Source organism: Streptomyces sp. NPDC052043, from assembly GCF_044548235.1.
Lineage (GTDB): Bacteria > Actinomycetota > Actinomycetes > Streptomycetales > Streptomycetaceae > Streptomyces.
On record NZ_JBIUBT010000003.1, the window covers coordinates 88,088 to 111,473 of the forward strand.

At 72.5% G+C, this 23,386-nt stretch carries 24 protein-coding genes and 1 pseudogene; 12 read left to right on the top strand and 13 right to left on the bottom strand.

The genetic code is table 11. The features are described 5' to 3' along the window. Positions 1–10 precede the first annotated feature (10 nt). From ACIHCX_RS08220 to ACIHCX_RS08280, 13 genes are all read right to left on the bottom strand, one after another. On the bottom strand, positions 11–1,687 hold the full coding sequence (locus ACIHCX_RS08220; protein ID WP_400027798.1) for a phytoene desaturase family protein: 1,677 nt from the start codon (positions 1,685–1,687) through the stop codon (positions 11–13). 34 nt (positions 1,688–1,721) lie between these two features. Beyond that, a complete protein-coding gene (locus tag ACIHCX_RS08225) occupies positions 1,722–2,432 on the bottom strand; it encodes a 2-hydroxychromene-2-carboxylate isomerase (RefSeq protein WP_400027800.1) in 711 nt (236 codons plus the stop codon). Positions 2,433–2,476: 44 nt separating this feature from the next. Further along, entirely contained in the window at positions 2,477–3,223 is a 747-nt protein-coding gene (fabG, locus tag ACIHCX_RS08230) for a 3-oxoacyl-[acyl-carrier-protein] reductase (protein ID WP_400027801.1), read from the bottom strand. 76 nt (positions 3,224–3,299) lie between these two features. Continuing rightward, entirely contained in the window at positions 3,300–3,785 is a 486-nt protein-coding gene (locus ACIHCX_RS08235) for a 3-hydroxyacyl-ACP dehydratase FabZ family protein (protein ID WP_400027802.1), read from the bottom strand. Further along, on the bottom strand, positions 3,782–4,252 hold the full coding sequence (locus ACIHCX_RS08240; protein ID WP_400027803.1) for a 3-hydroxyacyl-ACP dehydratase FabZ family protein: 471 nt from the start codon (positions 4,250–4,252) through the stop codon (positions 3,782–3,784). Before ACIHCX_RS08240 ends, ACIHCX_RS08235 begins: the two co-directional genes overlap by 4 nt. Then, on the bottom strand, positions 4,249–4,512 hold the full coding sequence (locus ACIHCX_RS08245) for an acyl carrier protein (RefSeq protein WP_400027805.1): 264 nt from the start codon (positions 4,510–4,512) through the stop codon (positions 4,249–4,251). The genes ACIHCX_RS08240 and ACIHCX_RS08245 overlap by 4 nt, the downstream gene beginning before the upstream one ends. A 71-nt stretch (positions 4,513–4,583) precedes the next feature. Continuing rightward, the gene (locus ACIHCX_RS08250) at positions 4,584–5,687 is read right to left on the bottom strand and encodes a beta-ketoacyl synthase N-terminal-like domain-containing protein (protein WP_400027806.1); all 1,104 of its coding nucleotides are present in this window, start codon (positions 5,685–5,687) and stop codon (positions 4,584–4,586) included. Positions 5,688–5,714: 27 nt separating this feature from the next. Then, positions 5,715–6,755 (bottom strand): thioesterase family protein, encoded by a 1,041-nt coding sequence (locus ACIHCX_RS08255; protein WP_400027807.1) that lies wholly within the window; start codon positions 6,753–6,755, stop codon positions 5,715–5,717. A 21-nt stretch (positions 6,756–6,776) separates the two neighbouring features. Continuing rightward, the gene (locus ACIHCX_RS08260; RefSeq protein WP_400027809.1) at positions 6,777–7,625 is read right to left on the bottom strand and encodes an alpha/beta fold hydrolase; all 849 of its coding nucleotides are present in this window, start codon (positions 7,623–7,625) and stop codon (positions 6,777–6,779) included. Next, positions 7,622–8,584, bottom strand: a complete 963-nt coding sequence (locus ACIHCX_RS08265; protein ID WP_400027811.1) for a beta-ketoacyl synthase N-terminal-like domain-containing protein — start codon at positions 8,582–8,584, stop codon at positions 7,622–7,624. The genes ACIHCX_RS08260 and ACIHCX_RS08265 overlap by 4 nt, the downstream gene beginning before the upstream one ends. After that, complete coding sequence (locus ACIHCX_RS08270) at positions 8,581–9,717, bottom strand: beta-ketoacyl-[acyl-carrier-protein] synthase family protein (protein ID WP_400027813.1); 1,137 nt, start codon at positions 9,715–9,717, stop codon at positions 8,581–8,583. Before ACIHCX_RS08270 ends, ACIHCX_RS08265 begins: the two co-directional genes overlap by 4 nt. Continuing rightward, positions 9,714–10,970 carry a beta-ketoacyl-[acyl-carrier-protein] synthase family protein gene (locus tag ACIHCX_RS08275; RefSeq protein WP_400027814.1) on the bottom strand — a complete coding sequence of 419 codons (1,257 nt, stop codon included), beginning with the start codon at positions 10,968–10,970 and terminating at the stop codon, positions 9,714–9,716. Before ACIHCX_RS08275 ends, ACIHCX_RS08270 begins: the two co-directional genes overlap by 4 nt. A 55-nt stretch (positions 10,971–11,025) precedes the next feature. After that, positions 11,026–11,277 (bottom strand): acyl carrier protein, encoded by a 252-nt coding sequence (locus ACIHCX_RS08280; RefSeq protein WP_400027816.1) that lies wholly within the window; start codon positions 11,275–11,277, stop codon positions 11,026–11,028. Between the two features lie 346 nt (positions 11,278–11,623). Between ACIHCX_RS08280 and ACIHCX_RS08285 the strand changes: the two genes are divergently transcribed. From ACIHCX_RS08285 to ACIHCX_RS08340, 12 genes and pseudogenes are all read left to right on the top strand, one after another. Further along, positions 11,624–12,841, top strand: a complete 1,218-nt coding sequence (locus ACIHCX_RS08285; RefSeq protein ID WP_400027818.1) for a cytochrome P450 — start codon at positions 11,624–11,626, stop codon at positions 12,839–12,841. Positions 12,842–12,977: 136 nt separating this feature from the next. Further along, complete coding sequence (locus tag ACIHCX_RS08290; RefSeq protein ID WP_400027819.1) at positions 12,978–13,202, top strand: MbtH family protein; 225 nt, start codon at positions 12,978–12,980, stop codon at positions 13,200–13,202. Positions 13,203–13,332: 130 nt separating this feature from the next. After that, the gene (locus ACIHCX_RS08295) at positions 13,333–13,527 is read left to right on the top strand and encodes a ferredoxin (RefSeq protein ID WP_400027821.1); all 195 of its coding nucleotides are present in this window, start codon (positions 13,333–13,335) and stop codon (positions 13,525–13,527) included. Between the two features lie 403 nt (positions 13,528–13,930). Beyond that, positions 13,931–14,833, top strand: coding sequence for a response regulator transcription factor (locus tag ACIHCX_RS08300; RefSeq protein ID WP_400027822.1), 903 nt, complete (start codon positions 13,931–13,933; stop codon positions 14,831–14,833). Positions 14,834–15,128: 295 nt separating this feature from the next. After that, positions 15,129–16,829: pseudogene (locus tag ACIHCX_RS08305) on the top strand (ATP-binding protein); the annotation flags it as partial. Between the two features lie 974 nt (positions 16,830–17,803). Then, positions 17,804–18,238 carry a roadblock/LC7 domain-containing protein gene (locus tag ACIHCX_RS08310; protein WP_400027824.1) on the top strand — a complete coding sequence of 145 codons (435 nt, stop codon included), beginning with the start codon at positions 17,804–17,806 and terminating at the stop codon, positions 18,236–18,238. After that, on the top strand, positions 18,235–18,609 hold the full coding sequence (locus ACIHCX_RS08315; protein WP_400027826.1) for a DUF742 domain-containing protein: 375 nt from the start codon (positions 18,235–18,237) through the stop codon (positions 18,607–18,609). The genes ACIHCX_RS08310 and ACIHCX_RS08315 overlap by 4 nt, the downstream gene beginning before the upstream one ends. Then, positions 18,587–19,207 carry a GTP-binding protein gene (locus ACIHCX_RS08320; protein WP_400027827.1) on the top strand — a complete coding sequence of 207 codons (621 nt, stop codon included), beginning with the start codon at positions 18,587–18,589 and terminating at the stop codon, positions 19,205–19,207. The genes ACIHCX_RS08315 and ACIHCX_RS08320 overlap by 23 nt, the downstream gene beginning before the upstream one ends. Before the next feature lie 84 nt (positions 19,208–19,291). Continuing rightward, entirely contained in the window at positions 19,292–19,882 is a 591-nt protein-coding gene (locus ACIHCX_RS08325; RefSeq protein ID WP_400027828.1) for a GAF domain-containing protein, read from the top strand. Between the two features lie 228 nt (positions 19,883–20,110). Further along, positions 20,111–21,139 carry an L-threonine 3-dehydrogenase gene (gene tdh, locus ACIHCX_RS08330; protein ID WP_400027830.1) on the top strand — a complete coding sequence of 343 codons (1,029 nt, stop codon included), beginning with the start codon at positions 20,111–20,113 and terminating at the stop codon, positions 21,137–21,139. Between the two features lie 44 nt (positions 21,140–21,183). After that, positions 21,184–22,383, top strand: a complete 1,200-nt coding sequence (locus ACIHCX_RS08335; RefSeq protein ID WP_400027831.1) for a glycine C-acetyltransferase — start codon at positions 21,184–21,186, stop codon at positions 22,381–22,383. Positions 22,384–22,425: 42 nt separating this feature from the next. Beyond that, complete coding sequence (locus tag ACIHCX_RS08340) at positions 22,426–23,328, top strand: LysR substrate-binding domain-containing protein (RefSeq protein ID WP_400027833.1); 903 nt, start codon at positions 22,426–22,428, stop codon at positions 23,326–23,328. Positions 23,329–23,386 lie beyond the last annotated feature (58 nt).

The following is a 23,386-nucleotide window of genomic DNA, read 5'->3' on the forward strand; positions in this document are numbered from 1 at the left end:
ATCCCCGCCGTCAGCGAGGGTGGGTGCCGCGGGGCGCCGACCCGCCGCACAGGCGCAGCGGGTCCCAGTCCGGGCCGCGCACGGGAAGCCGCCCGGGGTCGCCCAGCACCGTGCCCGCGTGCACCTCCGGCAGGAGCGGGCGGCCGAGGATCTGCCCGGCGCCGGCGATGCCGCTGACGGCGGCACCGGTGATCCCGCTGCCGTAGCGGGTGCCCTGCCCCACCACGTACAGGCCGGTCACACTGGTGCGGGTGTCCGGCCGGGCGCCCGTGCCGCCCCAGCGGGCCAGCCCGAAGGGCGATCCGCCGGTCGAGCGGGTGTAGCGGCGCTGGGTGGCCGGGGTGGCCAGCTCCAGATGGGTCACGTACCGGCGGAAGGGGCCGAGCGCGCGTTCCGCGGTGGCCAGCATCGCCTCGGTGACCCGCTCCTTCTCCGCCCGGTAGGCCGGGTCGCGGCGGTACGGTCCGCCGTCCTCGGACGCGGCCGCCGCGCCCCACGCCTGAAGGGAGCGCGGGCACAGGGCCATCACCTGGAAGTTGGCGTGCCCGGGCGGCCGGATGGCCGCGGTGTGCGGGTCCTTGAGCGAGGCGAACGAGACGAACACCGACGACGGCGCGTCGAACCGGCCCTCGGCAAGGCCGCGGAACGCCTCCTCGACGTCGGCGTTCCCGTGCCACCACAGGTTCGCTCCGGTCCTGCCCGGCAGTTCCCGGTCGAGTCCCACGTAGAGCACCACCAGGGGGAAGCCCGTCACCGCGGTTCGGGCCCGCTTCCCGATCGACGCCGGGAAGTGCTCCTCGCCGACCAGTTCCCGGACGGTGCGCACATAGTCAGCGTTGGACACCACGACCGGCGCGCGCAGCTCCCGCCCGCCGTCCAGCACGACACCGCACGCCCGGCCGTCCTCGACCAGCACCCGGTCCACGCGGTGCCCGGTCCTGACCGTGCCGCCGTGACCGGTGATCGCCTCGGTCAGCGACGCCGCCAGCACCTGGCCGCCGCCGACCGGATAGGCGGCGCCCCGCAGGTAGTGGTCGGTCACGCTCGCGTGCATGGCGACCGTGGCCTCCTGCGGGCCGATCCCGTAGTTGAGCGCCTGGGCGGCCAGCACGGTGCGCGCGGTGGCGGACAGGCCGCAGTGCTCGAACAGGTCGTGCAGCGTACGGCGGCCCCAGGCCATCGCCGTGGGGGTGCGGCGCAGCACCTCGGCCGGGTCGGCGCCGACGGCGGACAGCAGCGTCCAGCGCATCTCGGCGCCTGCCGCCGAGCACACCGCCACGAACTCCCGCAGCCCGTCCTTGTCCGCCGGCAGTACCTCGACGAGCCGGTCGAGATAGCGGTCCCAGCCGACGGGCACGGACATCCGCAGCCCGGGCAGGACGACCTCGTCGAATCCGTCCGGGTCCAGCTGCCGGAACGCGACGCGGTCGCCCAGGCCCAGTCCCCGCAGGATCGACGGCAGTACGCCGTCGGGCCCGCAGTCGCCGATGTAGTGCACCCCGGCGTCGAACTCGTAGGCCGAACGGCGGCGGAAGACGTGGCTGTTGCCGCCCAGCACCCCGGCCTGTTCGAGCACCAGCACCCGGTGTCCGGCCACCGCCAGGTACGCGGCGCAGGTCAGTCCGCCCATGCCGCTGCCGACCACGATCGCGTCCCAGTCGCCCGCGAGTCGGTGCTCGTCGCTCATCGCGTCCCCTCGGGATCGTCTCGGTGGCGGCGGCTCAGCCGCAGCCGCCGGCGTGACCGGCGTCCGCGCCCGCCACGGCCAGCTGAGGCAGCGCGGCCGCCTCCGCGTCCGGCACGGCGACGGCGGCGCGCGGCACGCCGCGCAGCGCGGCGACGAACCCGGCCACCCGGTCGACGCCCCAGAACTTCTCGTGGCCGTGGACGAAGAACGGCACCCCGAACAGGCCGTCCCTGGCCGAGTCGGCCAGGATCTGCACACCGCGGGCGCGCAGGTCCGGGTCGTCGGCCGCGCCGGCGGCCCGGTCCGCGTCCAGGCCCAGTTCACCGGCGATCGCGCCGATCACGGCGGGGTCGGAGATGTTCTTCGACTCCTGCCAGCGGGCGCGGTACACCCGGTCGACGAACTCCCTCCCCTTCCCGGCGTCCTCGGCCACCAGGTAGGCCAGGTGCGCGACCTCCCAGACCGGTTCCCGGTCGATCGGCCAGGTGACGTCGAGCCCGCGGTCCTCGGCCAGCCGGCGGGCGTCCTGGAGGATGTAGAAGTTCTTCTCCCGCGCCATCGGCACCAGCGGCAGCTCGACCCCGGCCTGCGCCAGCAGTTCCTCGCTGCGCGCATCCGGCTCCCAGAACGGGATCCACCGCACGCTGTCGAGGACGTCGGGGTGGTGCTTCTTCAGGTCGTGGTGGGCGAACCAGGAGTACGGGCTGCGCAGGGAGAAGTACCAGCGGGGCGGCTTCTTGGCCATGGCGGGGTCCTTCGGTGGGGGAGGCGGGGGAGTCGGGAGCGGGCTCAGATGGTGATGCCGCCGTCGACCTGGAAGACGGAGCCGGTGATGTAGCCGGCGCGCTCGGAGGCCAGGAAGGACACCAGGTCGGCGACCTCGTCGGCGCCGCCGAAACGGTTCAGGGGGATCGAGGCCAGCATCTGCTCGCGGACCTTGTCGCTGAGCACCGCGGTCATGTCGGTCTCGATGAACCCGGGGGCGACCACGTTGGACCGGATGCCGTAGCGGCCGACCTCCTTGGCCAGCGACTTGGCGAAGCCGATGATCCCGGCCTTGGTCGCCGCGTAGTTGGACTGGGTGGCGTGGCCGTGCACCCCGGCCACCGAGGAGATCAGCACCAGGGAGCCGGCGCGGCGCTTCATCATCTCGAACACCACCGAGCGGCAGACGTTGTAGGTGCCGTCGAGGTTGACCGCGAGCACGTCCTTCCACTGCTGGTCGGTCATCATCAGCAGCGGGTTGTCACGGGTGATGCCCGCGGCGGTGACCGCGACGTCCACCGTGCCCAGGGTCTCCTGGGTCTCGGCCACCCACGCGCGCACCGCATCCGGCGAGGCCACGTCGACCTTCCGGGCCAGCACCCGGACGTCGAACTCGCCGAGTTCCTTCTCCAGGGCGGTCGCGGCCTCGTCGTTGGACTGGTAGCAGAAGCTGACGTCGTGGCCGTCGGCGGCGAGCCGCTTCACCACGGCCCGGCCGATGCCGCGCGAGCCGCCGCTGACCAGCGCGACCGGCTTGTTGTCCTGTGCCATCAGGCGTTCCTCCATGTCGGCCGCACGCCGGCCGTACGTCGGCTGTACGTCGGCCGTAGGTCGTCTGTACGTCGGCTCAACCGGTGGACGGCAGGAGCTCGTCGGCGGGGCGGAAGGCCATCACCATCCGCTCGACCGACATCACCACCTCGCCGCCGCACGAGGTCTCGCCCTCGAAAATCGCGGTGTCGGACAGGGCGCGGGAGAGCCGGGCCCGGTGCAGGAGCACGTCCCCCGGCAGCACCGGCCGGTGGAAGACGACCCCGGAGAGGCCGCCGAGCAGCATCACCCGGTCGGTCTGCCGGGGGTCGGTCTGCTCGTCGGGGGAGCGCCAGGTCGCCAGGATGCCGGCGGTCTGGCCCCACGACTCGATCAGGAGCGTCTGCGGGTACTCAGGACAGGCGCCGGCCGTGTGCGCGCCGAGGGCCCGGTAGCACGGCTCGTTGCGGGTGATCGCCTTGGTCGCGGTGACGCTCTCGCCGGGAACCAGGTCGAGGACCCGGTCGACGAGGAGCATGGGGAACCGGTGCGGAAGCAGACGTTCGACCTCGACGGTGTTCATACGGCGACCTCACCGGACAGCCGCAGCCGCACCGACGCGGCATCGCCCCGCTCGGTGCGCGCCGTGGCACGGCAGCGCACCCCGCCCTCGTGATCGCGCAGCTCCAGCTGCACCGTGAGCAGGTCGCCGGGGTAGACGGCGCCGAGGAAACGGGTGGACTCCACCGCGAGCAGCCGGGGTTCGGGCATCCCCGACCGCTCGGCGACCGCCAGCGCGCCGCGCAGAACGCATTCGACGACGCACACCCCGGGGAAGATCGGGAAGTCGGGGTAGTGGCCGGCGAAGACGGGCTCGGCCCCGTCGATCACGACGGTGGCCACCGCGCTGAGCACGCGGCCGTCTCCTCCGGCCGCCCCGGACCGGGCCACCGACGTCACCTCGATCCCGGCGTCCACCGGGGACGGCCTCGGGGCGAAGGAGCCCCGAGTCACCGGCCCGGCGGGCGCCTCGGGCGCGGTGGCGCTCACGCCGACACCGCCAGCTTGCTCTCCAGCAGTGCGCGCGCCTGACTGAAGGTGCGGGCCGTCCGCATCTCCTCCTCGCTGAACTTGACCTGGTACTTCTTCTCCAGCACCACGACCAGTTCCAGCAGGAGCAGCGAGTCGACCTGCAACTCCTCCACGAAGTCGGTGGCCTCCTCGATCTCGGTGGCGTCGACGTCGATCACATCGGCGAGGGTCCGCCGCAGTTCTTCCTTGTCCAGCTTGTCAGTGGGCTGTGCCGTCATGACTACCGCTCTCCTCCGCTCGATTGGTTTCCGGGTACGGGGCCCGGTCGGCTCCGGGTACGGCCCGGTGCTCAGCGCAGCCGCAGCAGGGCGCAGCCGGTTCCGCCGTCGCGCTCCACCGCGGTGACCACCGCGACCCGCCCGGCGACGCCGGGCGTCCGCTCGGCGACCGCGAGCACGGAGGCGATCTGAAGACTCACCGACGCCGCCGACGCGTCCCCGAACAGGGCGGTGTTCCGCACGGGTTCGAGCGTCTCGGCGCCGAACACCTCCGCCAGCACACCGCGTTCCCGTGCGCCGAGCGCGTCGCCGGCGCCGCACGGGACGGCCGCCCACACCTGCGACGGGTCGACCCCGGCACGGTCCATGGCGCGGCGCAGGCAGGAGCGGAGCACCATCGGCAGCCGGCCCTCGGCGAACACGCCGCTCTCCACGGCGAGCACCTCGGCCAGCACGTGCTCGGCGGCGACGGACTCCTCGGGCTCGAGGAGCAGCATGCCGGCACCCTCGCCGAGCAGCGCCTGCTTCTCCTCGTCCCCCCTGGTGTGCCACTCCAGCCAGGCCCGCTCGTTGGAGTACTCCTCGGCGGAGCCGCACAGCACCGCCTCGGCCCGGCCGGCGCCGAGCAGTCTGCGCGCGTAGTTCAACGCGAGCAGCCCGGACAGCCGGCCGCCGGCGATGGTGGCGTTCGGGCCCTGGATCCGGTGCCGGATGGCGCACTGTCCTGCCGCACAGTTCATCACCGTGTTGGGCATCTGCGCCGGGTCGACGAAGTACGGCTTCTCCCCGGTCAGCGAGTCCCGGGTGAAGTCCATCATGCTCTGCGCGCTGCCGGTGGTGGTGCCGAGCACGACCGCCCCGCGCTCCCCGGTGGCGACCTCGCGGTTGCGCTCGGCGTCGTCGAGCAGCGCGCCGACGGCGCTGACCGCGAGTCCCGTCACCCGGTCCATCGAGCGGGTGCCCTTGCGGCCCAGCGCCGCGCGCGGGCTGAACCCGGGCACCAGCCTGGCCCGCTCGTCGGGCACCTGCCACTGCTCGCGGTCGATCCGGACGGCGGTCTCACCGCCGTCGTGCATGCCCTCGACGAACGCCGCACGCCCCATCCCGAACGGGGACACCGCCGACCAGGCGGTGATCACCGGTCTGCGGACGGCGCCCATGGTGTCGCTGCTCATGGCAACAGCTCCTTCTGCCGGGTCAGGTCAGCCGGCGGCGGGGGTCTTGCCGCCGAGCGCGGCCAGCACCTCGTCGTCGAAGGTGACCAGGGACCAGTCGCGCTCCGGCGACTCCTTGGTGACGTAGCCGTGCGTGATGCGTCCGGTGGCGACCGGCACCAGCGCGCCGTCACGCACCACGTAGCAGTCCATCCGGGCGGTGAACAGGACGGCCTTGAAGACGTCCTCGATCGTGAAGACCGTGTACAGCTCGTCCTCGATCCGCACCTCGTCGGTGAGTTCGATGTCGCACTTGGTCACCACCGGGATCCAGTTGCGCTCGTCCAGCAGGCGCTGGATGGCGATGCCCCGGTCGGCGACGAACAGGTGCAGCACCTCCTCCATCTGGCGCAGGAAGCCGGACATCTGCATGTGGCTGGTGAAGTGGCAGTAGAAGTAGGGCACTCGCCACTTCCAGCCGAAGGCGTTGTCGTCGCCGATGATCTCGGCCAGCACCGGGTCCCCGGAGCGCGTGGTGACGCCACGCTGCGCGGACAGGTCGATGTTGTCCACCGGGACGGCGGTGAGTTCCCTCGGCGTCGCCTGCCCCAGCCGGGGCACCACGAAGCGGGTCAGGCGCTCGGGCAGCGGCTTGGGGTCCGACACATGCTCGATGGCCCGAAGAGCGACCTCGAACTTGCTGGTCACCGCCTTGCGCGGCGCCCCGTCCCGCTCCACGGTCCCGGTGAGCGCGAAACGCAGCCGGGTGTCGGAGTCCTTGGTGACCGGCTTGACCTCGACGGCGACCGTGTCGTCCAGGGTGAGCACCGTGTGCAGTCGGGTGTCCACGGAGACGACGTCGAAGCCGACGCCGTACTCGACGTAGAGGGTCGTGGCGCCCAGACCGGCGGCGCGGAAGTGCTCGAGCACGGCGGCCTCGAGCAGGTAGTGCACGTGCTTGAAGCCGATGGTCGTGCTGATGTTGCCGCCCTCGTAGGACGGCCGCAGCGAGAAGTGGCCGGTGGCGTCGAAGAAGTCGCTCAACGACTGCTCGGTCGGCTCGGGGACGCTGCTGATGGGGGACGTCATGGTGCGCAGGCTCCTGTTCTGTCAAGCGGGTTGGTCGACGGCTGCGGGCGCGGTACGGCCGAGCGCGTCGAGGAACTCCCCGAGGGCGGCGGAGAAGGCGTCCGCCCGCTCCACCATCGGGAAGTGGCCGGCCCCGGGGATGAACCGGCAGCGGGCGTCGGGGAGAGCGGCGGCGAGTGCCGTGCTCTCGGCGGGGACGGCGGTGAAGTCGTCCTCCCCGCCGATCACCAGGCAGGGCACCGTGATCAGGTCAGTGCGCAGCCACGGCGTGTGCAGATAGCTGCGGAAGAAGCTCAGGTAGCCGTACGGACCGACCCGTTCGCAGACCCGCTGCGCCATGTCGCGGCGCAGCGAGGGGTCGAGCCGGGGCCCGGCCACCACGCGGATGCCCTCCTCCATGGTGCGGCGGAAGTTCTCCAGCATGTCGCCGACGACGCCGTACTCGAAACTCTCCGGATCACGGCGGTAGAACGGCGACACCAGGACCAGGCCCTCGATGCCGAGGCGGGCGAACGGGTCGCCACCCCGGGCGAGTTCCTCGCTGAGCAGGTCGAGCAGCAGCACGGTGGAGAAGGAGTGGGCCACGACGACGCCGGCGCCGCCGGGAACCTGTCCGAGCGCGTCCGCGACCGCCCGGGAGGCGTCCTGTCCGTAGGCCCAGTCCGGCGACCCCCCGCCGCCCCAGGGCAGTTCGGCGGCCCACAGGTCCAGGCCGCCCGCCTCGTGCCCGGCCAACTCGTCCCACACGGAGGAGCTGTTGGCCAGTCCGTGCAGCAGGAGGGCGCGCGTACCGCCCGTGGCCCGCTTGCGGTGCACCGTGCACGCCGCGGCGCCGGTCCGGCCCGGCGACCGCGGCCGGTCACGGCTCACCGGGCGTCTCCGGGGGCGAGCAGCAGGGCTCCGGCCACGCCGTCGTTCCCGCGCCCGGCCAGCGCGTACAGAGGTCCGGGCTCGCCCGCGTCGAACCGGCCGGTGGCGGCGGCGCACTGCGCCAGGCCCAGCGCACCGGAGAGCACGCCCCAGCCGTCGGGCATCCGGTGCCGGGGAACCCCGGCGAGCAGCCCCGCCGGCGGTTCGGTGCCGTCGGCGGTCTCCGGCGGAAACCAGCCGGCCGGGACGCCCGAGCCGAGCGCGTCCAGGCGTCCGACGCACTCCTCGACGTCGCCGGTGCGCACGAAGCCGCCCAGCAGGGCCCTCGGCCGCACGCCGCGCGCCCGCGCGGTCCCGGCACGCTCCAGCACCACCGCGACGGCCCCGTCCACGATCCGGTCCGCGCCGACCAGCGCGCGCACCACCTCGTTGTCCGGCTCGACCCCGACGACCAGCACCTGCTCGGCCCGGCCCGAACCCAGCATGCCCGCGGCCCAGCGCAGGGCGTCGAGCCCCGAGGCGTCGCCGTTGCAGACGGTCAGGTTCGGCCCGCCCAGCTTGAACCGGATGGCGATCTCGGAGGCGACGATGTTGCTGGAGGCGTTGGGGCTGTCCATCGGGCTCGTGCTCCGGGTCGTCTCGGCCGCGATGGTCGTGACCACCCGGCAGACGGTGTCCGCGTTGCCGTAGTTGGACGCCACCACGACACCGACGCCGTCGCCCTCGACCAGCGGGCCGTCCGCGTCCCGCAGCCCGGCGTCGCACAGTGCGGCGAAGGCCGCGCACAGACCGAGCCGGGTGGCGCGGTCCTTGTACTTCAGGCCCTTCTTGCCGAGCCGCGCGGCCGGGTCCACCGGCTCCGCGGGGAACTCCGGCCCGGCCACCAGGTCCTCCGTGCCGGCCACCCCGGGCAGGGCCGGCCCCACACCGCTGACCACGATTCTCGGGAACTCGCTCATCGGGCCGCCTCCACGATGGCCACCGCGTTCAGTCCGCCGAAGCCGAAGCCGTTGACCTGCGCCACCTCGACGCGGCCCGTGGCCTCGGTGGTGTGCACCAGCCGCAACGCGCTCACGTCCTCGGTCGGTTCGTCGAGTTCGGTCACCGGCGGGATCCGCCCGGTCGACATGGTCCGCAGGGCCGTGATGAGGCTCAGCACCCCGGCCGACCCGGCGGTGTGCCCGGTCATCGACTTGACGGCGGTCACCAGCGGCACCCTCTCGTGCTCGCCGAAGACCTCGCGCAGGGCCCGCACCTCGACCTCGTCGTTGAGCGGGGTGCCGGTGCCGTGCAGCATGACCAGGTCCACGTTCTCCGGTTTCACCCCGGCCCGCCGGTGCGCCTGCCTGATCGCGGCGGCGACCCCGGCCTGGAGCGGCGCGGTGGTGTGGTGGGCGTCGCAGTTCACGCCGACCGAGCGCACCCGGCCGTGGACCCGGGGGTGGCCGTCCACCTCGCGGGCCAGCACGATCGCGCCGGCGCCCTCGCCGAGGATGGTGCCCTTGCGGTCGACGTCGAAGGGTCTGAGCCGGCCGGGCGGCTCCAGCTGGAAGGCGTCGGTCAGCCCGAACATGCTCTCGGTGATCGAGTCGGCGCCCGCCACGATCACGTGCTCCACCGCTCCGGTCTCCAACTGGTCGACGGCGAGCGCCAGCGCGTACAGCGAGGCGGAGCAGGCGTTGGAGAAGGTGTGCGTGTCGACCGCGCCGAAGCGTTCCCGCAGGGCGGTGCCGAAGTGCATCCGCTCGGCCCCGAAATCGGCGCCGTCGCGCCACCACAGCTCCAGCGACCGCAGTTCCCGCAGTCCGGTGCCGACCAGGATCGGCACGTCGCGCAGGTCCTCGCCGAGGCCCGCGTCGCGGGCCGCCTGCCCGACCGCGTCGAGCAGGAACGCGGTCGCCCGGCCCGGCACGTCCACGCCCGGCGCGGGCCGGTCGTCGATCTCGAAGAGGTGACCGGCCTTGAACTTCGACCGGTCGAAGCCGCGCAGCGGAGCCAGTCCGCTCCGTCCGGCGCACAGGCTCTCGAACAGCTCGGACGGGTCGCGGCCGATGCTCGCGACCGCGCCGACACCGACGACGGGCCGGGTCATGAGTCCTGCTCCTCGTACTTGGCGAGGATCACGACGGCGTTGTTGCCGCCGAAGGCCATCCCGTTGTTCTGCACGATCCTCAGGTCGGCGTCGACGGCGTGGTTGGGCACGCAGTCGACCTCGCACTCGGGGTCGGTCTCCCGGTGGTTGATGGTGGGCGGGATGAACCCGCCCTCGACGGCCAGGGCGCAGGCGATCGCGGCGAGCGCGCTGGCGGCGCCCATGGTGTGGCCGAGCATCGACTTCAGCGAGACGGTGCGCGGCGGTTCCTCGCCGTAGACGTCGCGGACCGCGCGGGTCTCGGTGACGTCGTTCGCCTTGGTGCCGGTTCCGTGCGCGGAGATCAGGTCGACCTCGGACGGTTTCACCCCGGCGTTGTTCAGGGCCAGTTCCATGCAGCGGGCGATGCTGCCCTGGTTGGGTGCGACCGGGTGGTCGGCATCGCAGTTGAGCCCGTAGCCCAGCACCTCGGCGTGGATGGTGGCACCGCGGCGCAGTGCCGACTCCAGGCTCTCCAGGACCAGTACGCCGGCGCCCTCCCCGGTCAGGATGCCCTTGCGGTCCTTGTCGAACGGCCGGCAGCAGTCCGGGGCGATCGTGCCCAGCCGGTAGAAGCCGGCGAAGGTCTTGCGGCACATCGCGTCCGCGCCGCCGCACAGCGCGAACTCCACCTCGCCGGTGCGCACCGCGTCGTAGCCGTAGCCGATGGCGTAGTTGCCCGCGGCACAGGCGGTGGGGATGGTGACCGCCTCGACGTCCTCCAGGCCCAGTTCGTGTGCGACGGCCGTGGCCAGCCGGCTCGCCGGGACCCGCCGGACCACCCGCGGGTCCATCTTCTCGGGTCCGTGCTCGATCTCGGTCTCGACCAGGCGGTCGAGGTCGTGCGATTCCCCGTCGGTGGACCCGATGGAGATCAGGCCGCGCTGTCCGCGCAGGACGTCCTCGCTCAGCCCGGCATGGTCGACGGCCATCCTGGCCGCGGCCACCGAGAAGCGGGTGGCCGGGCCGAGTTCGTCGATGTCCAGGGTGCGGATCCACCGGCTCGGCTCGAAGCCGACCAGTTCGCAGCCGTTGGCGTGGGCGAACCCCTCGGTCGCGAACCTGGTGATCGGCTTGGCACCGCTGAGCCCGGCCCGCAGCCCCTCGGCGAACTCGACCGCGCCCACACCGATGCTCGAGAAGACTCCGAAGCCGGTCAGGACCACGCGATGCGCTGGTGGTGCCGACCCGTTGCTGGTTGCAGTTGCACGCATGGTCTCTCCGTCCGGTTTCGATCGGCGGTGCCGCGGTGGTACCGCTCGGTCGTGACTACTTGCCGGCGGCTTCCGCGACGACCTCTTCCACGCCCTTGAGGTTGACCATGCGGCCCAGTTCGGCCTGGTCGATGACGACGTGGAAGTGCTTCTCCAGGGAGGCGAGGATCTCGATCGCGCGCAGCGAGTCGGCGCCGTGGTCCTCCTTGAACAGGCTGCTCTCGGTGACCTCGTCCTCCTCGAGCTCGAGAATGTCGCAGACGATTTCCTTGATTTTCTCGGACATGCTCTCCGCAGAGGTCGTCATATCGCTCCTGCTCCCTCGTGATGGTGACGCCGGCCCGAACGGGCCGCGCATGGAATGGACGAGTTCGATCACCAAGGCCGGCACGGAAGTTCCGCACTCGTACTGGCAATTCGCGGTGGAATTCGGCGCATCACTCACACGCCTCGGTGAACGTAGCCGGGGTGAACCGGCGTTCACCAGACCGGTACGAAGAATTCGAATCAGCCATGTGTGGCCCGTCCCGGAGCGGCACATCGAAGATTCCACATCAGCGCTGACTACCGCGCCGCGCGGGGCCAGGCTGGTGGGCCGGACGTGCCCCGCGAGCAGGGCGGAGGCCCACCGGACGACCGCAGGGAGAGCATCGATGGCAGCCGGCGGAGCGCTTTCGAAGCACTGGATGTTCAGTGACGCATACACCCAGAACCCGTATCCGACCTTCGCCACGCTGCGCGCCGAGCAGCCGGTGACCATGGTGGAGACGCCCGACGGGGCGCGGGCCTGGGTGGTCACCCGCTACGAGGACGTCCGTGAGGCGCTGGCCGACCCCCGGCTGAGCCGGGACATCGGGAACCTGTACCGGGCGCTCGGCCGGCAGATCGGCAAGGAGCTGAAGCCGGCCGACGAGATCACCCATCACCTGGCCAACTCCGACCCGCCCCGGCACACCCGGCTGCGCAAGGCGCTGGTGTTCGCCTTCACCCCCAAGCGGGTCGCGAACATGCGCCCCAGCCTGGAGAAGGTCGTCGACGAGCTGCTCGACGAGCTGGCCGGGCAGTCGCAGCCGGACCTGCTGGCCGGTCTCACCGAGCCGCTGCCGATCATCGCCATCGCCCAGCTGCTGGGCGTTCCGGCTTCCGACTGGCGGCAGTTCAAGGTCTGGTCGAACACGATGCGGTCCACCGACGCCGCCGATCCGACCGGTGTCCTGGCCGAGCACACCAGACAACTGTCCGCGTACATGACGGATCTGATCGCGGAGAAGGAACGGCACCCGACCGACGACCTCGTCTCCGCGATGGTGCACGCCGAGGGCGACAGGCTGCTGACCCCGAAGGAGATCCTCTCCACCGCGTTCGCGCTGATGACCGGCGGCAACGAGACCACCACCGCGCTCGTGACCGGCTGCTTCGTGGGGCTGCTGACCCACCCCGAGCAGGCCGGGCGGCTCAAGGCCGACCTCGACCGGATCCCGCAGGCGGTCGACGAGCTGATCCGCTTCGCCGGTCCCATGATGTACACCCTTCAGCGGCTGACCCTGGAGGACGTCGAGATCGCGGGCACCATGATTCCGGCGGGCGAGATCGTGATGCTCTCCCCGGCCAGCGCGAACCACGACCCGGAGGCCTTCCCCGACCGGCCGGACGAACTGGACATCGACCGGCCGAAGCCCGTGCACCTCACCTTCGGCCACGGCATCCACTACTGCATCGGAACGCACCTGGCCCGCGCCCAGGCGGAGATATCGATCCGGCGCGTCTTCGAACGTTTCCCGGACGTCCGTCTCGCCGTGCATCCGTCGGAACTGCGCTATCAGCCCGCCCTGCTCGTCAGGTCACCGGCCGCGCTTCCCGTCAGGCTCTGACGTTCCCGGCGGATTGTCCCGCCAGAAATCCGACCGTCCCAGGGAGGATCGAAAAACCCGATACGAAGGATTCCCGCAATCCCCAATGGACACAACCCGGTTCAGGCGGACCGCAGCGCAGGATGGAGAAGGGCATATGAGCACCAATCCTTTCGAGGACAACGACGCCGAGTACTACGTTCTGGTCAACGACGAGGGGCAGCACTCCCTCTGGCCGGCCTTCGCCGAGGTTCCGGCCGGCTGGACGGTCGCGCACGGCCGGGACACCCGGGAGGCGTGCCTGGAGTACGTCAACGAGAACTGGACCGACATGCGGCCGCTCAGCCTGGTGCGTGAGATGGAGGCGGCGGCCGGCAAGTAGCCGGTGGCCGCGGGCTGATCTGTGCGGGGGGCGGTGACGTCCGTAGGACGGTGACGTCCGTGGGGCGGTGACGCCGCCCCCGCACGGATCGGCCCTTTCCGCGCCCCGAGGGCGTTGCGAGGAGGAAGTCATGAAGGTTCTCATCGACCAGGACACGTGCGTCGCTTCCGGCCAGTGCGTGCTGACCGCCGCCGACGTGTTCGACCAGCGGGACGAGGACGGCACCGCCGTCCTGCTCGACGACACCCCGCCCGCCGACCGCGCGGAAGACATCCGGCGCGCCGCCGCGGTCTGCCCGGCCCAGGCGATCCGACTGGAGGAGTGACGGAGGAAGCTCCGGGGGGGAGCCGAGAGGGGCCCCGACCCGTCTCCGGCGGTTTACTTGCTAGCAGAAGTTTCTTTGTTCCAGGGCCCGTTGACGTGGAACATGTCGCGGAACTAGCGTCCCGTCCAGATCAAACGTGTCCCAGGTGGGCCCCCACGTCCCATGAGGGCGGGGGACCCGCGCCCAAACCGCCGGCGCCCGTCGTCCCCATCGTGCGGCCCGGCGGCCGGCAGTGCGCGATCGGGGCGCGGGCGCGGCCTTCACCAGGCATGCCCAACGCCACGCGGTCGAGCACTCAGGCGCAGCCAGATCCGGCCAGACGGGGTGAGGAATGCGGAACGAGTTCGGGCGAAGGTCGCATGACCATGGGAGAGCCGACGGGGAGGGAACCGGCCGGCACGACATGGACAAGACCCTCCGGGACGTGCACTCCCTGATCCTCTCCACGGTGGCGAAGCACCGGGAGCACCCGGACGGGACGTCCCGCGCTCCGCTCGCCACCGCCCTGAAGCCGGTCGACACCGAGATCCTGGCCGCCGCCGCGGAGCTGGCGAAAGGGGCCGGACGCACGGTCGACGCCGTGGTCGCCTTACCCGCCCACGCGGAGGCCGCCTACACGATGCTGCGCGAACTGCTGCTCGGCCGCGACTCGGTGCGGATCCGGATCCTGTGCACCCGTGCCACGTTCGACCACGACCTGGTGCGGGAGCTTGCCCGGAGAGAATGCAAGGCCGTCCGTATCGCCCGCATTCCGCTGATGACGGCCCTGATCGCCGACGGCCGGACGGCGCTCGTGTGCACCGAGATGGCCCGCGAGCGCCAGGCGTCCGTCCTGCGGGCGTCCTCCGTCACCCAGTGCGGCCAGACCCTCTTCGACACCGTCTGGGGCCACGCCGTCGACGCCACCGCGTGGGCGGGCCTCGGCGCCCACGCCCGTGTCGAACTCGTCCAGCAGATACTCCACTACCTCCACACCGGGGCCACCGACGAGGCCGCCTCCCGCGAGCTGTCCATCTCCGTGCGCACCTACCGCCGGCACATCGCCACCATCATGGAACTCCTCGACGCCAGGTCCCGTTTCCAGGCGGGGGTGCGCGCCGCAGAACTCGGCCTGCTGACCACCGGCTTCCGCCCGGGGGCTGAACCGTCCCGCGGGCGCCCCGCGGCGGGATGGGCGGCGGGCGGCGGCACACCGCCCCACCGCGACGGCTACCCCCCGGCCGCCCTGCGCGCCGTCCAGTCCGTACCGCAGCTGGCACAGCGCCACTCCTACGAGCCCGGTCCGATCGCCGATCCCAGGTCATGACCCGCCGTCCGTTCGTGACGGCTTCCGACCGGACGGGATCGATGTGCTTCGGTTCACGGCCGCGTGGCGGCGCGGACGCTCGCTCTGTCGTGCGAACGCTCATACCAGAGCGGGACGCTTCCTGGGGGATTTCGTCAACTGTCCCCTTCGCTTGATGCGTTGGTGGCTACTGTGAGTGTCCGTGGGGCGACGCGGAGCCATGCACACGCCGCTGTCGGCCGGCACAGCGATGGCGCATGCCCGCTCGCGCCCCGGGCGCGAGTACACAGGCCCGACGGACCCGTACGAGGAGCAGATGTCTCACCTTCGTGCACCGGCCGCCCGCGCAGACCGCCGTGAGGGCGGGCGGCACGGGCGGCCGGTGACCCGCACCGTCCCCTCGCTGCCCGAGACCCGTCTACGGCGTCAGCTGCTGAGCCTGGCGGTGCTGCCGCCGACCTCGGTCGCGCTCGGCGCCGGTGCGGCCGTGCTCTTCACCGTGCGTTCCACCGGCGCGCGTCCCGGTCCCGTCCTGTGGGCCGTGCTCGCCGGAGCGCTCGCGGTCACGCTCGCGGGCATCGCGATCGCCGCCGTCGCCGCAGGCCGGGCCGCCCGGTCGCTGCACGAGCGGATCGGCGTCCTGCGCCGCGGCACCGCGCGACGCGAGGCCGAACTGCCCGCCCTCGTCGACGCGCTGCGCCGGGGCGAGGCTCCACCACGGCGCACGCCGCGCGGCGGCCCGCCGGAGGACGCCGACGAGATCGACCTCCTCGCCGCCGACCTGACGCGCGCCCACGACGGGGCCGTCGCCGCCGTCGTGGGCGCCGCCCAGTTGTCCAGCCGGACGGTCAGCGAACAGAAACTGGAGGTCTTCGTCAATCTCGCCCGACGCCTCCAGTCCCTGGTGCACCGGGAGATCTCCATCCTCGACGAGCTGGAGAACGACATCGAGGACCCCGACCTGCTCAAGGAGGTCTTCCACGTCGATCACCTCGCCACCCGGGTCCGCCGCCACGCCGAGAACCTCGCCGTCCTCGGCGGCGCCGTCTCCCGCCGTCAGTGGAGCAACCCGGTCTGCATGACGGAGGTGCTGCGCTCGGCCATCGCCGAGGTCGAGCAGTACCAGCGGGTCAAGCTGGCCCCGCCGATCGAGGGGCGGCTGCGTGGCCACGCCGTCGCCGACGTGATCCACCTGCTGGCCGAACTCGTCGAGAACGCCACGCTGTTCTCCGCCCCGCAGACCCAGGTCCTGCTGCGCGCCAGCCTCGTCACCTCCGGACTCGCGGTGGAGGTCGAGGACCGGGGTCTGGGCATGCCGGTCGGCGAGCAGGTCCGGATGAACGCCCTGCTGGCCGATCCCGACCAGGTCAACGTCGCGAGCCTGCTCGCCGACGGCCGCATCGGGCTGTACGTGGTCTCCCAGCTCGCCAGGCGGCACGGCATCACCGTCCGCCTCCAGACCAACATCTACGGCGGTGTGCAGGCGGTCGTCGTCGTGCCGCAGGCGCTGCTGGGAACGTCAACGGGAGCCTCCGGCGCGTCGTTCGGGGCGCTGGACACCGGTGTACGGACCGCGGCTCCGGCGCCGTACCCGTCGAGCGCCGCCCCGTCGCTCCCGGGCGGCGGACACGCGCACGCCGCCCCGCCGGCCCTGCACGGCGGCGGCTCCCACCGCGCGCCGGCCGTGTCCGGCGGTCGCCGGGAGCCCGTGCGAGGCGCGCACGTCCCCGGCGCACGGCCCGCGCCCAGCCCCGTCTCTCGCCTGCTGGGCGTTCCCGACCGCCCCGGCGACACACGCCGACGTGACGGCGGGATGCATCCCGTGGCAGGCGCGTACGCCCACGACGCGGGCCGCGTCCCCGGCCCACATGGAGGTGCCCTGCCACCGGCCGTACCCCGCACGAACGGTGACACCGGACCCGTCACACCCGTACCCGGCGACGACATGCCCGTGTCTGGGCCCGCGCCTGTGTCCGGTGAGGGCATGCCCGTGTCTGGGCCCGCGCCCGTGTCCGGTGAGGGCATGCCGATGTCTGGGCCCGCGCCTGTGTCCGGTGAGGGCATGCCCGTGTCTGGGCCCGCGCCCGTGTCCGGTGAGGGCATGCCCACGTCTGGGCCCGCACTCGTGTCCGGTGAGGGCATGCCCACGTCTGGGCCCGCGCCCGTGTCGGGAGGCGAGATGCCCATGCCCGCGCCGGGTGGCGACACGCCCATGCCCGTACCCGCCCCCGGCGGCGACACGCCCGCGACCGTACCCCCGCCCCTGTCCGGCCGCGACACGCCCGCGCCCGTATCCGGAGGCGATCTGCCGCCCACCCCCGCTCCCACCCCCGCTCCCACCCCCGCTCCCACCCCCGTTCCCACCCCCGCCCCGCCCGGCGACGACGGGCGGTTCGTCGAACCCGTCGACGGCGACCACCTCGGGCCGCTGCCGCGGCGAACGGCGCGTGAGGGGCAGGACAATCCCGCACAGGCCGTGCCCGGCATCCGGCCCGCCGACCGGGCCGCCGTGGCGGAGAACGCCGCTGCGCCGCCCGTTCCGCGGGCCGGAGCGGTCAGCACAAGCACGGAGAAGCCGCAACTGCCCCGGCGGCGCGCCCAGGAGCACCTCGTGCCGCAGCTGCGCGGTGACCCGCCGCCACGCCAGGAATCCGGGTACGTGGCCGGCCACGATCCCGGCCTGATGGCGGCCTTCCGGCGCGGGCTGGGACGCGCCGAGTCGGAGCAGTGCCGCAAGCCGGCCCCACCGCACGAGCCGTACTCCCCGGGCGGCGTGTCCCCCCTGGAGGCCCTGGAGGCCCTGGACGCGCTGGACCCCCATGACGCGTCCGCACCGACCGAGACGCGGCCGTCCGCGCCGTCGCCCGGTCGGCACCGCACCGTCCCCCGCGACGGGAGCGAGCCGGCCGGATGACCGGCCCGCCCAGCCCCGCCGCCTTCCCCGACCCCAGCGCTTGCGCATTCCTTCTCACCCCAAGGAGTCGATCCACCATGGCGAGCGATGCACCGACCGCCCGTGTCTCCGACCTCGACTGGCTGATGAGCGGCCTTGTGCAGCGCGTACCGCACACCACCAGCGCGGTGCTGCTGTCCTGCGACGGGCTGGTGAAGTCCGTGCACGGCCTCGACCACGACAGCGCCGACCACATGGCCGCCCTGGCCTCCGGCCTGTACTCCCTCGGCCGCAGCGCGGGCGTCCGCTTCGGCGACGGCGGCGAGGTGCGGCAGGTCGTCGTCGAACTGGACGCGACCCTGCTGTTCGTCACCACCGCCGGTTCCGGCACCTGTCTCGCCGTGCTCGCCGGCCGAGAGGCCGACGCGGCCGTACTGGGCTACGAGATGGCGATGCTGGTCAAGAGCGTCCGTCCCTACCTCGAGACCGCGCCCCGGCAGCATTCCGTCGAATCCCGGGCGCTGCGGTCTTGAGCGCGGCGGCGGCCGGCGACAGGCCCTGGCTCGACGACGCGGCCGGACGGCTGGTGCGCCCCTTCACCGTCAGCGACGGCCGCACCCGGCCCAGCATCGCGCTCGACCTCATGTCGCAGGTGATGGCGACCGGGGCGGCGGCGGCCCACCTCGGCCCGGAGCACGGCCAGGCACTCGACCTGTGCCGCGCGCCCCTCCCGGTGGTCGAGGTCGCCGCCCATCTGAAACTGCCGGCCGTGGTGACCAAGGTGCTGCTGTCCGACCTCGTCGACTGCGGGGCGCTGACCACCAGGCCCCCCGCACACCACCGCCACCCCACCGACCGGGCCCTTCTGGAGGCAGTGCTCGATGGACTACGACGACAGCTCTGACTACGACGGCGGCCTCGATCCCTTCCCGACCGCGCTGAAGATCCTGGTGGCGGGTGGGTTCGGGGTGGGCAAGACGACCTTCGTCGGCGCGGTCAGCGAGATCGCGCCGCTGAGCACGGAGGAGTTGCTCACCACGGTCAGCGCGGCCACGGACAACCTCGACGGCGTGGAGGACAAGACCGAGACGACCGTCGCGATGGACTTCGGCCGGATCACCCTCGACGCGCGGCACGTGCTCTACCTGTTCGGCACGCCCGGCCAGGAGCGGTTCTGGTTCATGTGGGACGAACTGTCCGAGGGCGCCCTGGGCGCGGTGATCCTCGCCGACACCCGCAGGCTGGAGGAGTGCTTCGCCGCCGTCGACTTCTTCGAACGGCGCGGCCTCGCCTTCGTCGTCGGCGTCAACGAGTTCGACGGCGCCCACCGCTACGACCCCGGGGAGGTGCGCGCCGCCCTCGACCTCGACCCGCGGATCCCCGTCGTCCTCTGTGACGCCCGTATCTCCAGCTCGGGCATCCAGACCCTGCTGACCCTCGTCCGGCATCTCATCGCCCGGACACCCGCCCTTCCCGCGCCGGGCCGGGGCGCGCACAGGTGACCCCGGCACAACCCCGGCACACCGACCCCGCACACCGTCACGGAGCCCGTACATGACCTACGCCGACAGCGACGGAGCCCGGCCATGAGCTACGACCCGCCCCGCCCGGCCGGACGCCTGCTGCTGACCCCCGAGGACAAGGACGCCCCCGCCCGCACCCGGCGGCTGCGCCGGCTGGGCCTGGGGGAGCGGCCCGAGCCCGCCCTGGACGCTTTCGCCGACCGCCTCGCCGCGTTCACCGGGGCGCCGTATGCGATGGTCAACTTCCCTGACGAGGAAGGGCAGTTCTTCGCCGGACTGCACCGGCCCGAGCGCGATGTCCTGACCGTCGACTCCGGCGTCGACGGCGACGGAGGCCGGCGTGAGGCGGGCCGCCGCCTGGCCCGCGACCACGGCTTCTGCCCCCATGTCGTGGTGCGGCGCAAGGCGCTGGTGCTGGAGGACGTCCGCGACTACCCGCGGTTCGCGGGCAACGCCATGGTGGACGAGTTCGGCATCCGCTCCTATCTGGGCGCCCCGCTCATCGACAGTACGCAGATGGTGCTGGGCACGGTGTGCGTCGTCGACGTCGAACCGCGACCGTGGGGCCGGGAAGGGCTGCGGGCCATCAAGGCGGCCGCGGCCGAACTCGCCCCGCGGCTGGAGCGCCGGCAGACCGAGGGTTTCCTGTTCTGACCGGCTCCGACCTGCTCTGACCTGGTCGGACGGCCGCGCGAAGGCCGCGCACCGTGCGCGGGGTCCGCCCAGGGGACGGCGTGAAGCCAAGCTGTGGCCGCGCTTAAGAAATCCTCGATGGACCAACGTGCCGCAGTACGGCAGATTGCTACCGGAATCCACCCCTCTCCCCGGCGCGGGCTGCCCCGGCATGCCCGGATCCGGGGCCGGAAGCACAGGAGCGGTAGCTTGAAGGCGCTGGTCAAGCAGAAGGCGGAGCCCGGGTTGTGGCTCGCGGACGTCCCCGAGCCCGTCATCGGAGCCGGCGACGTACTGATCAAGGTTCTGCGGACCGGCATCTGCGGTACCGACCTGCACATCAGGGCCTGGGACGGCTGGGCCCAGCAGGCGATCCGCACCCCGCTCGTGGTCGGGCACGAGTTCGTCGGCGAGGTCGTCGAGACCGGCCGGGACGTCACCGACATCGAGCCCGGCGACCGGGTCAGCGGCGAGGGCCACCTGGTGTGCGGCAAGTGCCGCAACTGTCTGGCCGGACGCCGCCACCTGTGCCGGGCCACCGTCGGACTCGGCGTCGGACGCGACGGCGCCTTCGCCGAGTACGTCGCCCTGCCCGCCACCAACGTCTGGGTGCACCGCGTCCCCGTCGACCTCGACATCGCCGCGATCTTCGACCCGTTCGGCAACGCCGTGCACACCGCGCTGTCCTTCCCGTTGGTCGGCGAGGACGTCCTGATCACCGGCGCAGGACCGATCGGCCTGATGGCGGCGGCCGTCGCACGGCACGCCGGCGCGCGCAACGTCGTCATCACCGACGTGAGCGAGGAGCGGCTGGAACTGGCCCGCAAGATCGGCGTCAGCCTCGCCCTCGACGTCTCCCGGGACACGATCGCCGAGGGACAGCGCACGCTCGGCCTGCGCGAGGGTTTCGACGTCGGCCTGGAGATGTCCGGTCGTCCCGAGGCGATGCGCGACATGATCGCGAACATGACGCACGGCGGCAGGATCGCCATGCTCGGCCTGCCCGCCCAGGAGTTCCCCGTCGACTGGGCCCGCGTCGTCACCTCGATGATCACCATCAAGGGCATCTACGGCCGCGAGATGTTCGAGACCTGGTACGCCATGTCGGTGCTGCTGGAGGGCGGCCTCGACCTCGCCCCCGTCGTCACCGGCCGGTACGGCTACCAGGACTTCGAGGCGGCCTTCGCCGACGCCGCGAGCGGCAAGGGCGGCAAGATCATCCTCGACTGGACCGTGTGACCGCGTACCCCGTTCTTCCGCCGGCACCTTCAAGGAGCACCCTGATGTTCGACTCCGTGCGCGACGACCTGCGCGCCACCCTCGACGAGATCCGCGCCGCCGGGCTGCACAAGCCCGAGCGGGTCATCGGCAGCCCGCAGTCCGCGACCGTCGAGGTCACCGCGGGCGGCCGTCCCGGCGAGGTCCTCAACTTCTGCGCCAACAACTACCTCGGCCTCGCCGACCACCCCGAGGTGATCGCCGCCGCCCACGAGGCCCTGGACCGCTGGGGCTACGGCATGGCCTCCGTGCGCTTCATCTGTGGCACCCAGGAGGTGCACAAGGAGCTGGAGGCCCGGCTGTCGGCGTTCCTCGGCCAGGAGGACACGATCCTGTACTCCTCCTGCTTCGACGCCAACGGCGGCGTGTTCGAGACGCTGCTCGGCCCGGAGGACGCGGTCATCTCCGACGCCCTCAACCACGCCTCGATCATCGACGGCATCCGGCTGTCCAAGGCCCGCCGCTTCCGCTACGCCAACCGCGACCTCGCGGACCTGGAGCGGCAGCTGAAGGAGGCCACCGAGGGCGGGGCGCGCCGCAAGCTGGTCGTCACCGACGGCGTGTTCTCGATGGACGGCTTTGTGGCGCCGCTGCGCGAGATCTGCGACCTGGCCGACCGCTACGACGCCATGGTCATGGTCGACGACTCCCACGCCGTCGGCTTCGTCGGCCCCGGCGGCCGCGGCACCCCCGAACTGCACGGCGTCATGGACCGCGTGGACATCATCACCGGCACCCTCGGCAAGGCGCTCGGCGGCGCCTCCGGCGGCTACGTCGCCGCCCGCGCCGAGATCGTCGCCCTGCTGCGCCAGCGCTCCCGGCCGTACCTGTTCTCCAACACGCTCGCCCCGGTCATCGCGGCGGCCTCCCTGAAGGTGCTCGACCTGCTGGAGTCCGCGGACGACCTGCGGGTCCGGCTCGCCGAGAACACCGCGCTGTTCCGCCGCCGGATGACCGAGGAGGGCTTCGACATCCTCCCCGGCGACCACGCCATCGCCCCGGTGATGATCGGCGACGCCGCCAAGGCGGGCCGCATGGCGGATCTGCTGCTCGAGCGCGGCGTGTACGTGATCGGCTTCTCCTACCCGGTCGTGCCGCAGGGCCAGGCCCGCATCCGCGTGCAGCTGTCCGCCGCGCACTCCGTCGAGGACGTGAACCGCGCGGTGGCCGCGTTCGTCGCGGCGCGCGCCGAGCTGGAGGGCTGAGCCGGAGGCCGACCGGCCGCAGGTCTTGCGATAATCGTTCGCATGATCGAAGCGCGGCGGCTGCACATCCTCCGTGCGGTGGCCGACCACCGTACGGTGACAGCCGCTGCCGCCGCGCTCTACCTCACGCCCTCGGCCGTCTCGCAGCAGCTCACGGCCCTGGAGCAGGAGACCGGTCACCGGCTGGTCGAGCGCGGCGCCAAGGGCGTACGGCTGACCCCGGCCGGGGAGATCCTGCTCAGCCACACCAACGCGGTCCTCGCCCAACTGGAGCGGGCGGAGGCCGAGCTCGCCGCCTACGGCTCGGGCGAGGCGGGCACGGTGACCGTCGCCGCGTTCGCCACGGGCATCGCGCAGGTGGTGGCGCCCGCGGTGGCCCGCCTGGCGCGGACGGCGCCCGGCATCCGCATCCGCGTGCGGGACGCGGAGGGCGACGCCAGCCTGCCGATGGTGCTGGACCGGCAGGTCGACGTGGCGGTCGCCGTCGAGTACCGGGGCGCGCCGTCCGCCGACGACCCCCGGCTGACCCACGTACCGCTGTACGCCGAGCCGTTCGACGCGGTCGTCCCGGTCGCCCACCGGCTGGCCGGCGCCGCCGAGGTGCCGCTCGCCGAGCTGGCCAAGGACCCCTGGATCGGCCCCTATCCCGGCAATCCCTGCCACGACGTGGTCGTCCTGGCCTGCGAGAGCGCGGGCTTCCAGCCCCGCCTGGAACACTCCTCCGACGACTTCCGCGCCGTCGTGGCCCTCGCCTCGGCCGACGCGGGCGTGGCCCTCGTCCCGCGCTCCGCGCTGCGCGGCACGGACCTCACCGGCGTGGTCGTCCGCCCCGTGGACGGTGTGGCGCCCACCCGCCGGGTCTTCGCGGCGGTGCGCCGGGGAGCTGAGGGGCACCCGCTGATCCGCCCGGTGCTCCAGGCCCTGGACGAGGCGGCGCAGGCGTAGCGCCCTGCCACACCCGCTTGCATCCCGGCTGTACCCGGTTTCCTCGGGGGCGGCTGTC

Excerpts from the sequence above, each read along its gene's own strand:
- ACIHCX_RS08220 (WP_400027798.1), bottom strand. The coding sequence starts at position 1,687 with ATGAGCGACGAGCACCGACTCGCGGGCGACTGGGACGCGATCGTGGTC.
- ACIHCX_RS08225 (WP_400027800.1), bottom strand. The coding sequence starts at position 2,432 with ATGGCCAAGAAGCCGCCCCGCTGGTACTTCTCCCTGCGCAGCCCGTAC.
- fabG (WP_400027801.1), bottom strand. The coding sequence starts at position 3,223 with ATGGCACAGGACAACAAGCCGGTCGCGCTGGTCAGCGGCGGCTCGCGC.
- ACIHCX_RS08235 (WP_400027802.1), bottom strand. The coding sequence starts at position 3,785 with ATGAACACCGTCGAGGTCGAACGTCTGCTTCCGCACCGGTTCCCCATG.
- ACIHCX_RS08245 (WP_400027805.1), bottom strand. The coding sequence starts at position 4,512 with ATGACGGCACAGCCCACTGACAAGCTGGACAAGGAAGAACTGCGGCGG.
- ACIHCX_RS08250 (WP_400027806.1), bottom strand. The coding sequence starts at position 5,687 with ATGAGCAGCGACACCATGGGCGCCGTCCGCAGACCGGTGATCACCGCC.
- ACIHCX_RS08255 (WP_400027807.1), bottom strand. The coding sequence starts at position 6,755 with ATGACGTCCCCCATCAGCAGCGTCCCCGAGCCGACCGAGCAGTCGTTG.
- ACIHCX_RS08265 (WP_400027811.1), bottom strand. The coding sequence starts at position 8,584 with ATGAGCGAGTTCCCGAGAATCGTGGTCAGCGGTGTGGGGCCGGCCCTG.
- ACIHCX_RS08270 (WP_400027813.1), bottom strand. The coding sequence starts at position 9,717 with ATGACCCGGCCCGTCGTCGGTGTCGGCGCGGTCGCGAGCATCGGCCGC.
- ACIHCX_RS08275 (WP_400027814.1), bottom strand. The coding sequence starts at position 10,970 with ATGCGTGCAACTGCAACCAGCAACGGGTCGGCACCACCAGCGCATCGC.
- ACIHCX_RS08280 (WP_400027816.1), bottom strand. The coding sequence starts at position 11,277 with ATGACGACCTCTGCGGAGAGCATGTCCGAGAAAATCAAGGAAATCGTC.
- ACIHCX_RS08285 (WP_400027818.1), top strand. The coding sequence starts at position 11,624 with ATGGCAGCCGGCGGAGCGCTTTCGAAGCACTGGATGTTCAGTGACGCA.
- ACIHCX_RS08290 (WP_400027819.1), top strand. The coding sequence starts at position 12,978 with ATGAGCACCAATCCTTTCGAGGACAACGACGCCGAGTACTACGTTCTG.
- ACIHCX_RS08295 (WP_400027821.1), top strand. The coding sequence starts at position 13,333 with ATGAAGGTTCTCATCGACCAGGACACGTGCGTCGCTTCCGGCCAGTGC.
- ACIHCX_RS08300 (WP_400027822.1), top strand. The coding sequence starts at position 13,931 with ATGGACAAGACCCTCCGGGACGTGCACTCCCTGATCCTCTCCACGGTG.
- ACIHCX_RS08310 (WP_400027824.1), top strand. The coding sequence starts at position 17,804 with ATGGCGAGCGATGCACCGACCGCCCGTGTCTCCGACCTCGACTGGCTG.
- ACIHCX_RS08320 (WP_400027827.1), top strand. The coding sequence starts at position 18,587 with ATGGACTACGACGACAGCTCTGACTACGACGGCGGCCTCGATCCCTTC.
- ACIHCX_RS08325 (WP_400027828.1), top strand. The coding sequence starts at position 19,292 with ATGAGCTACGACCCGCCCCGCCCGGCCGGACGCCTGCTGCTGACCCCC.
- ACIHCX_RS08335 (WP_400027831.1), top strand. The coding sequence starts at position 21,184 with ATGTTCGACTCCGTGCGCGACGACCTGCGCGCCACCCTCGACGAGATC.
- ACIHCX_RS08340 (WP_400027833.1), top strand. The coding sequence starts at position 22,426 with ATGATCGAAGCGCGGCGGCTGCACATCCTCCGTGCGGTGGCCGACCAC.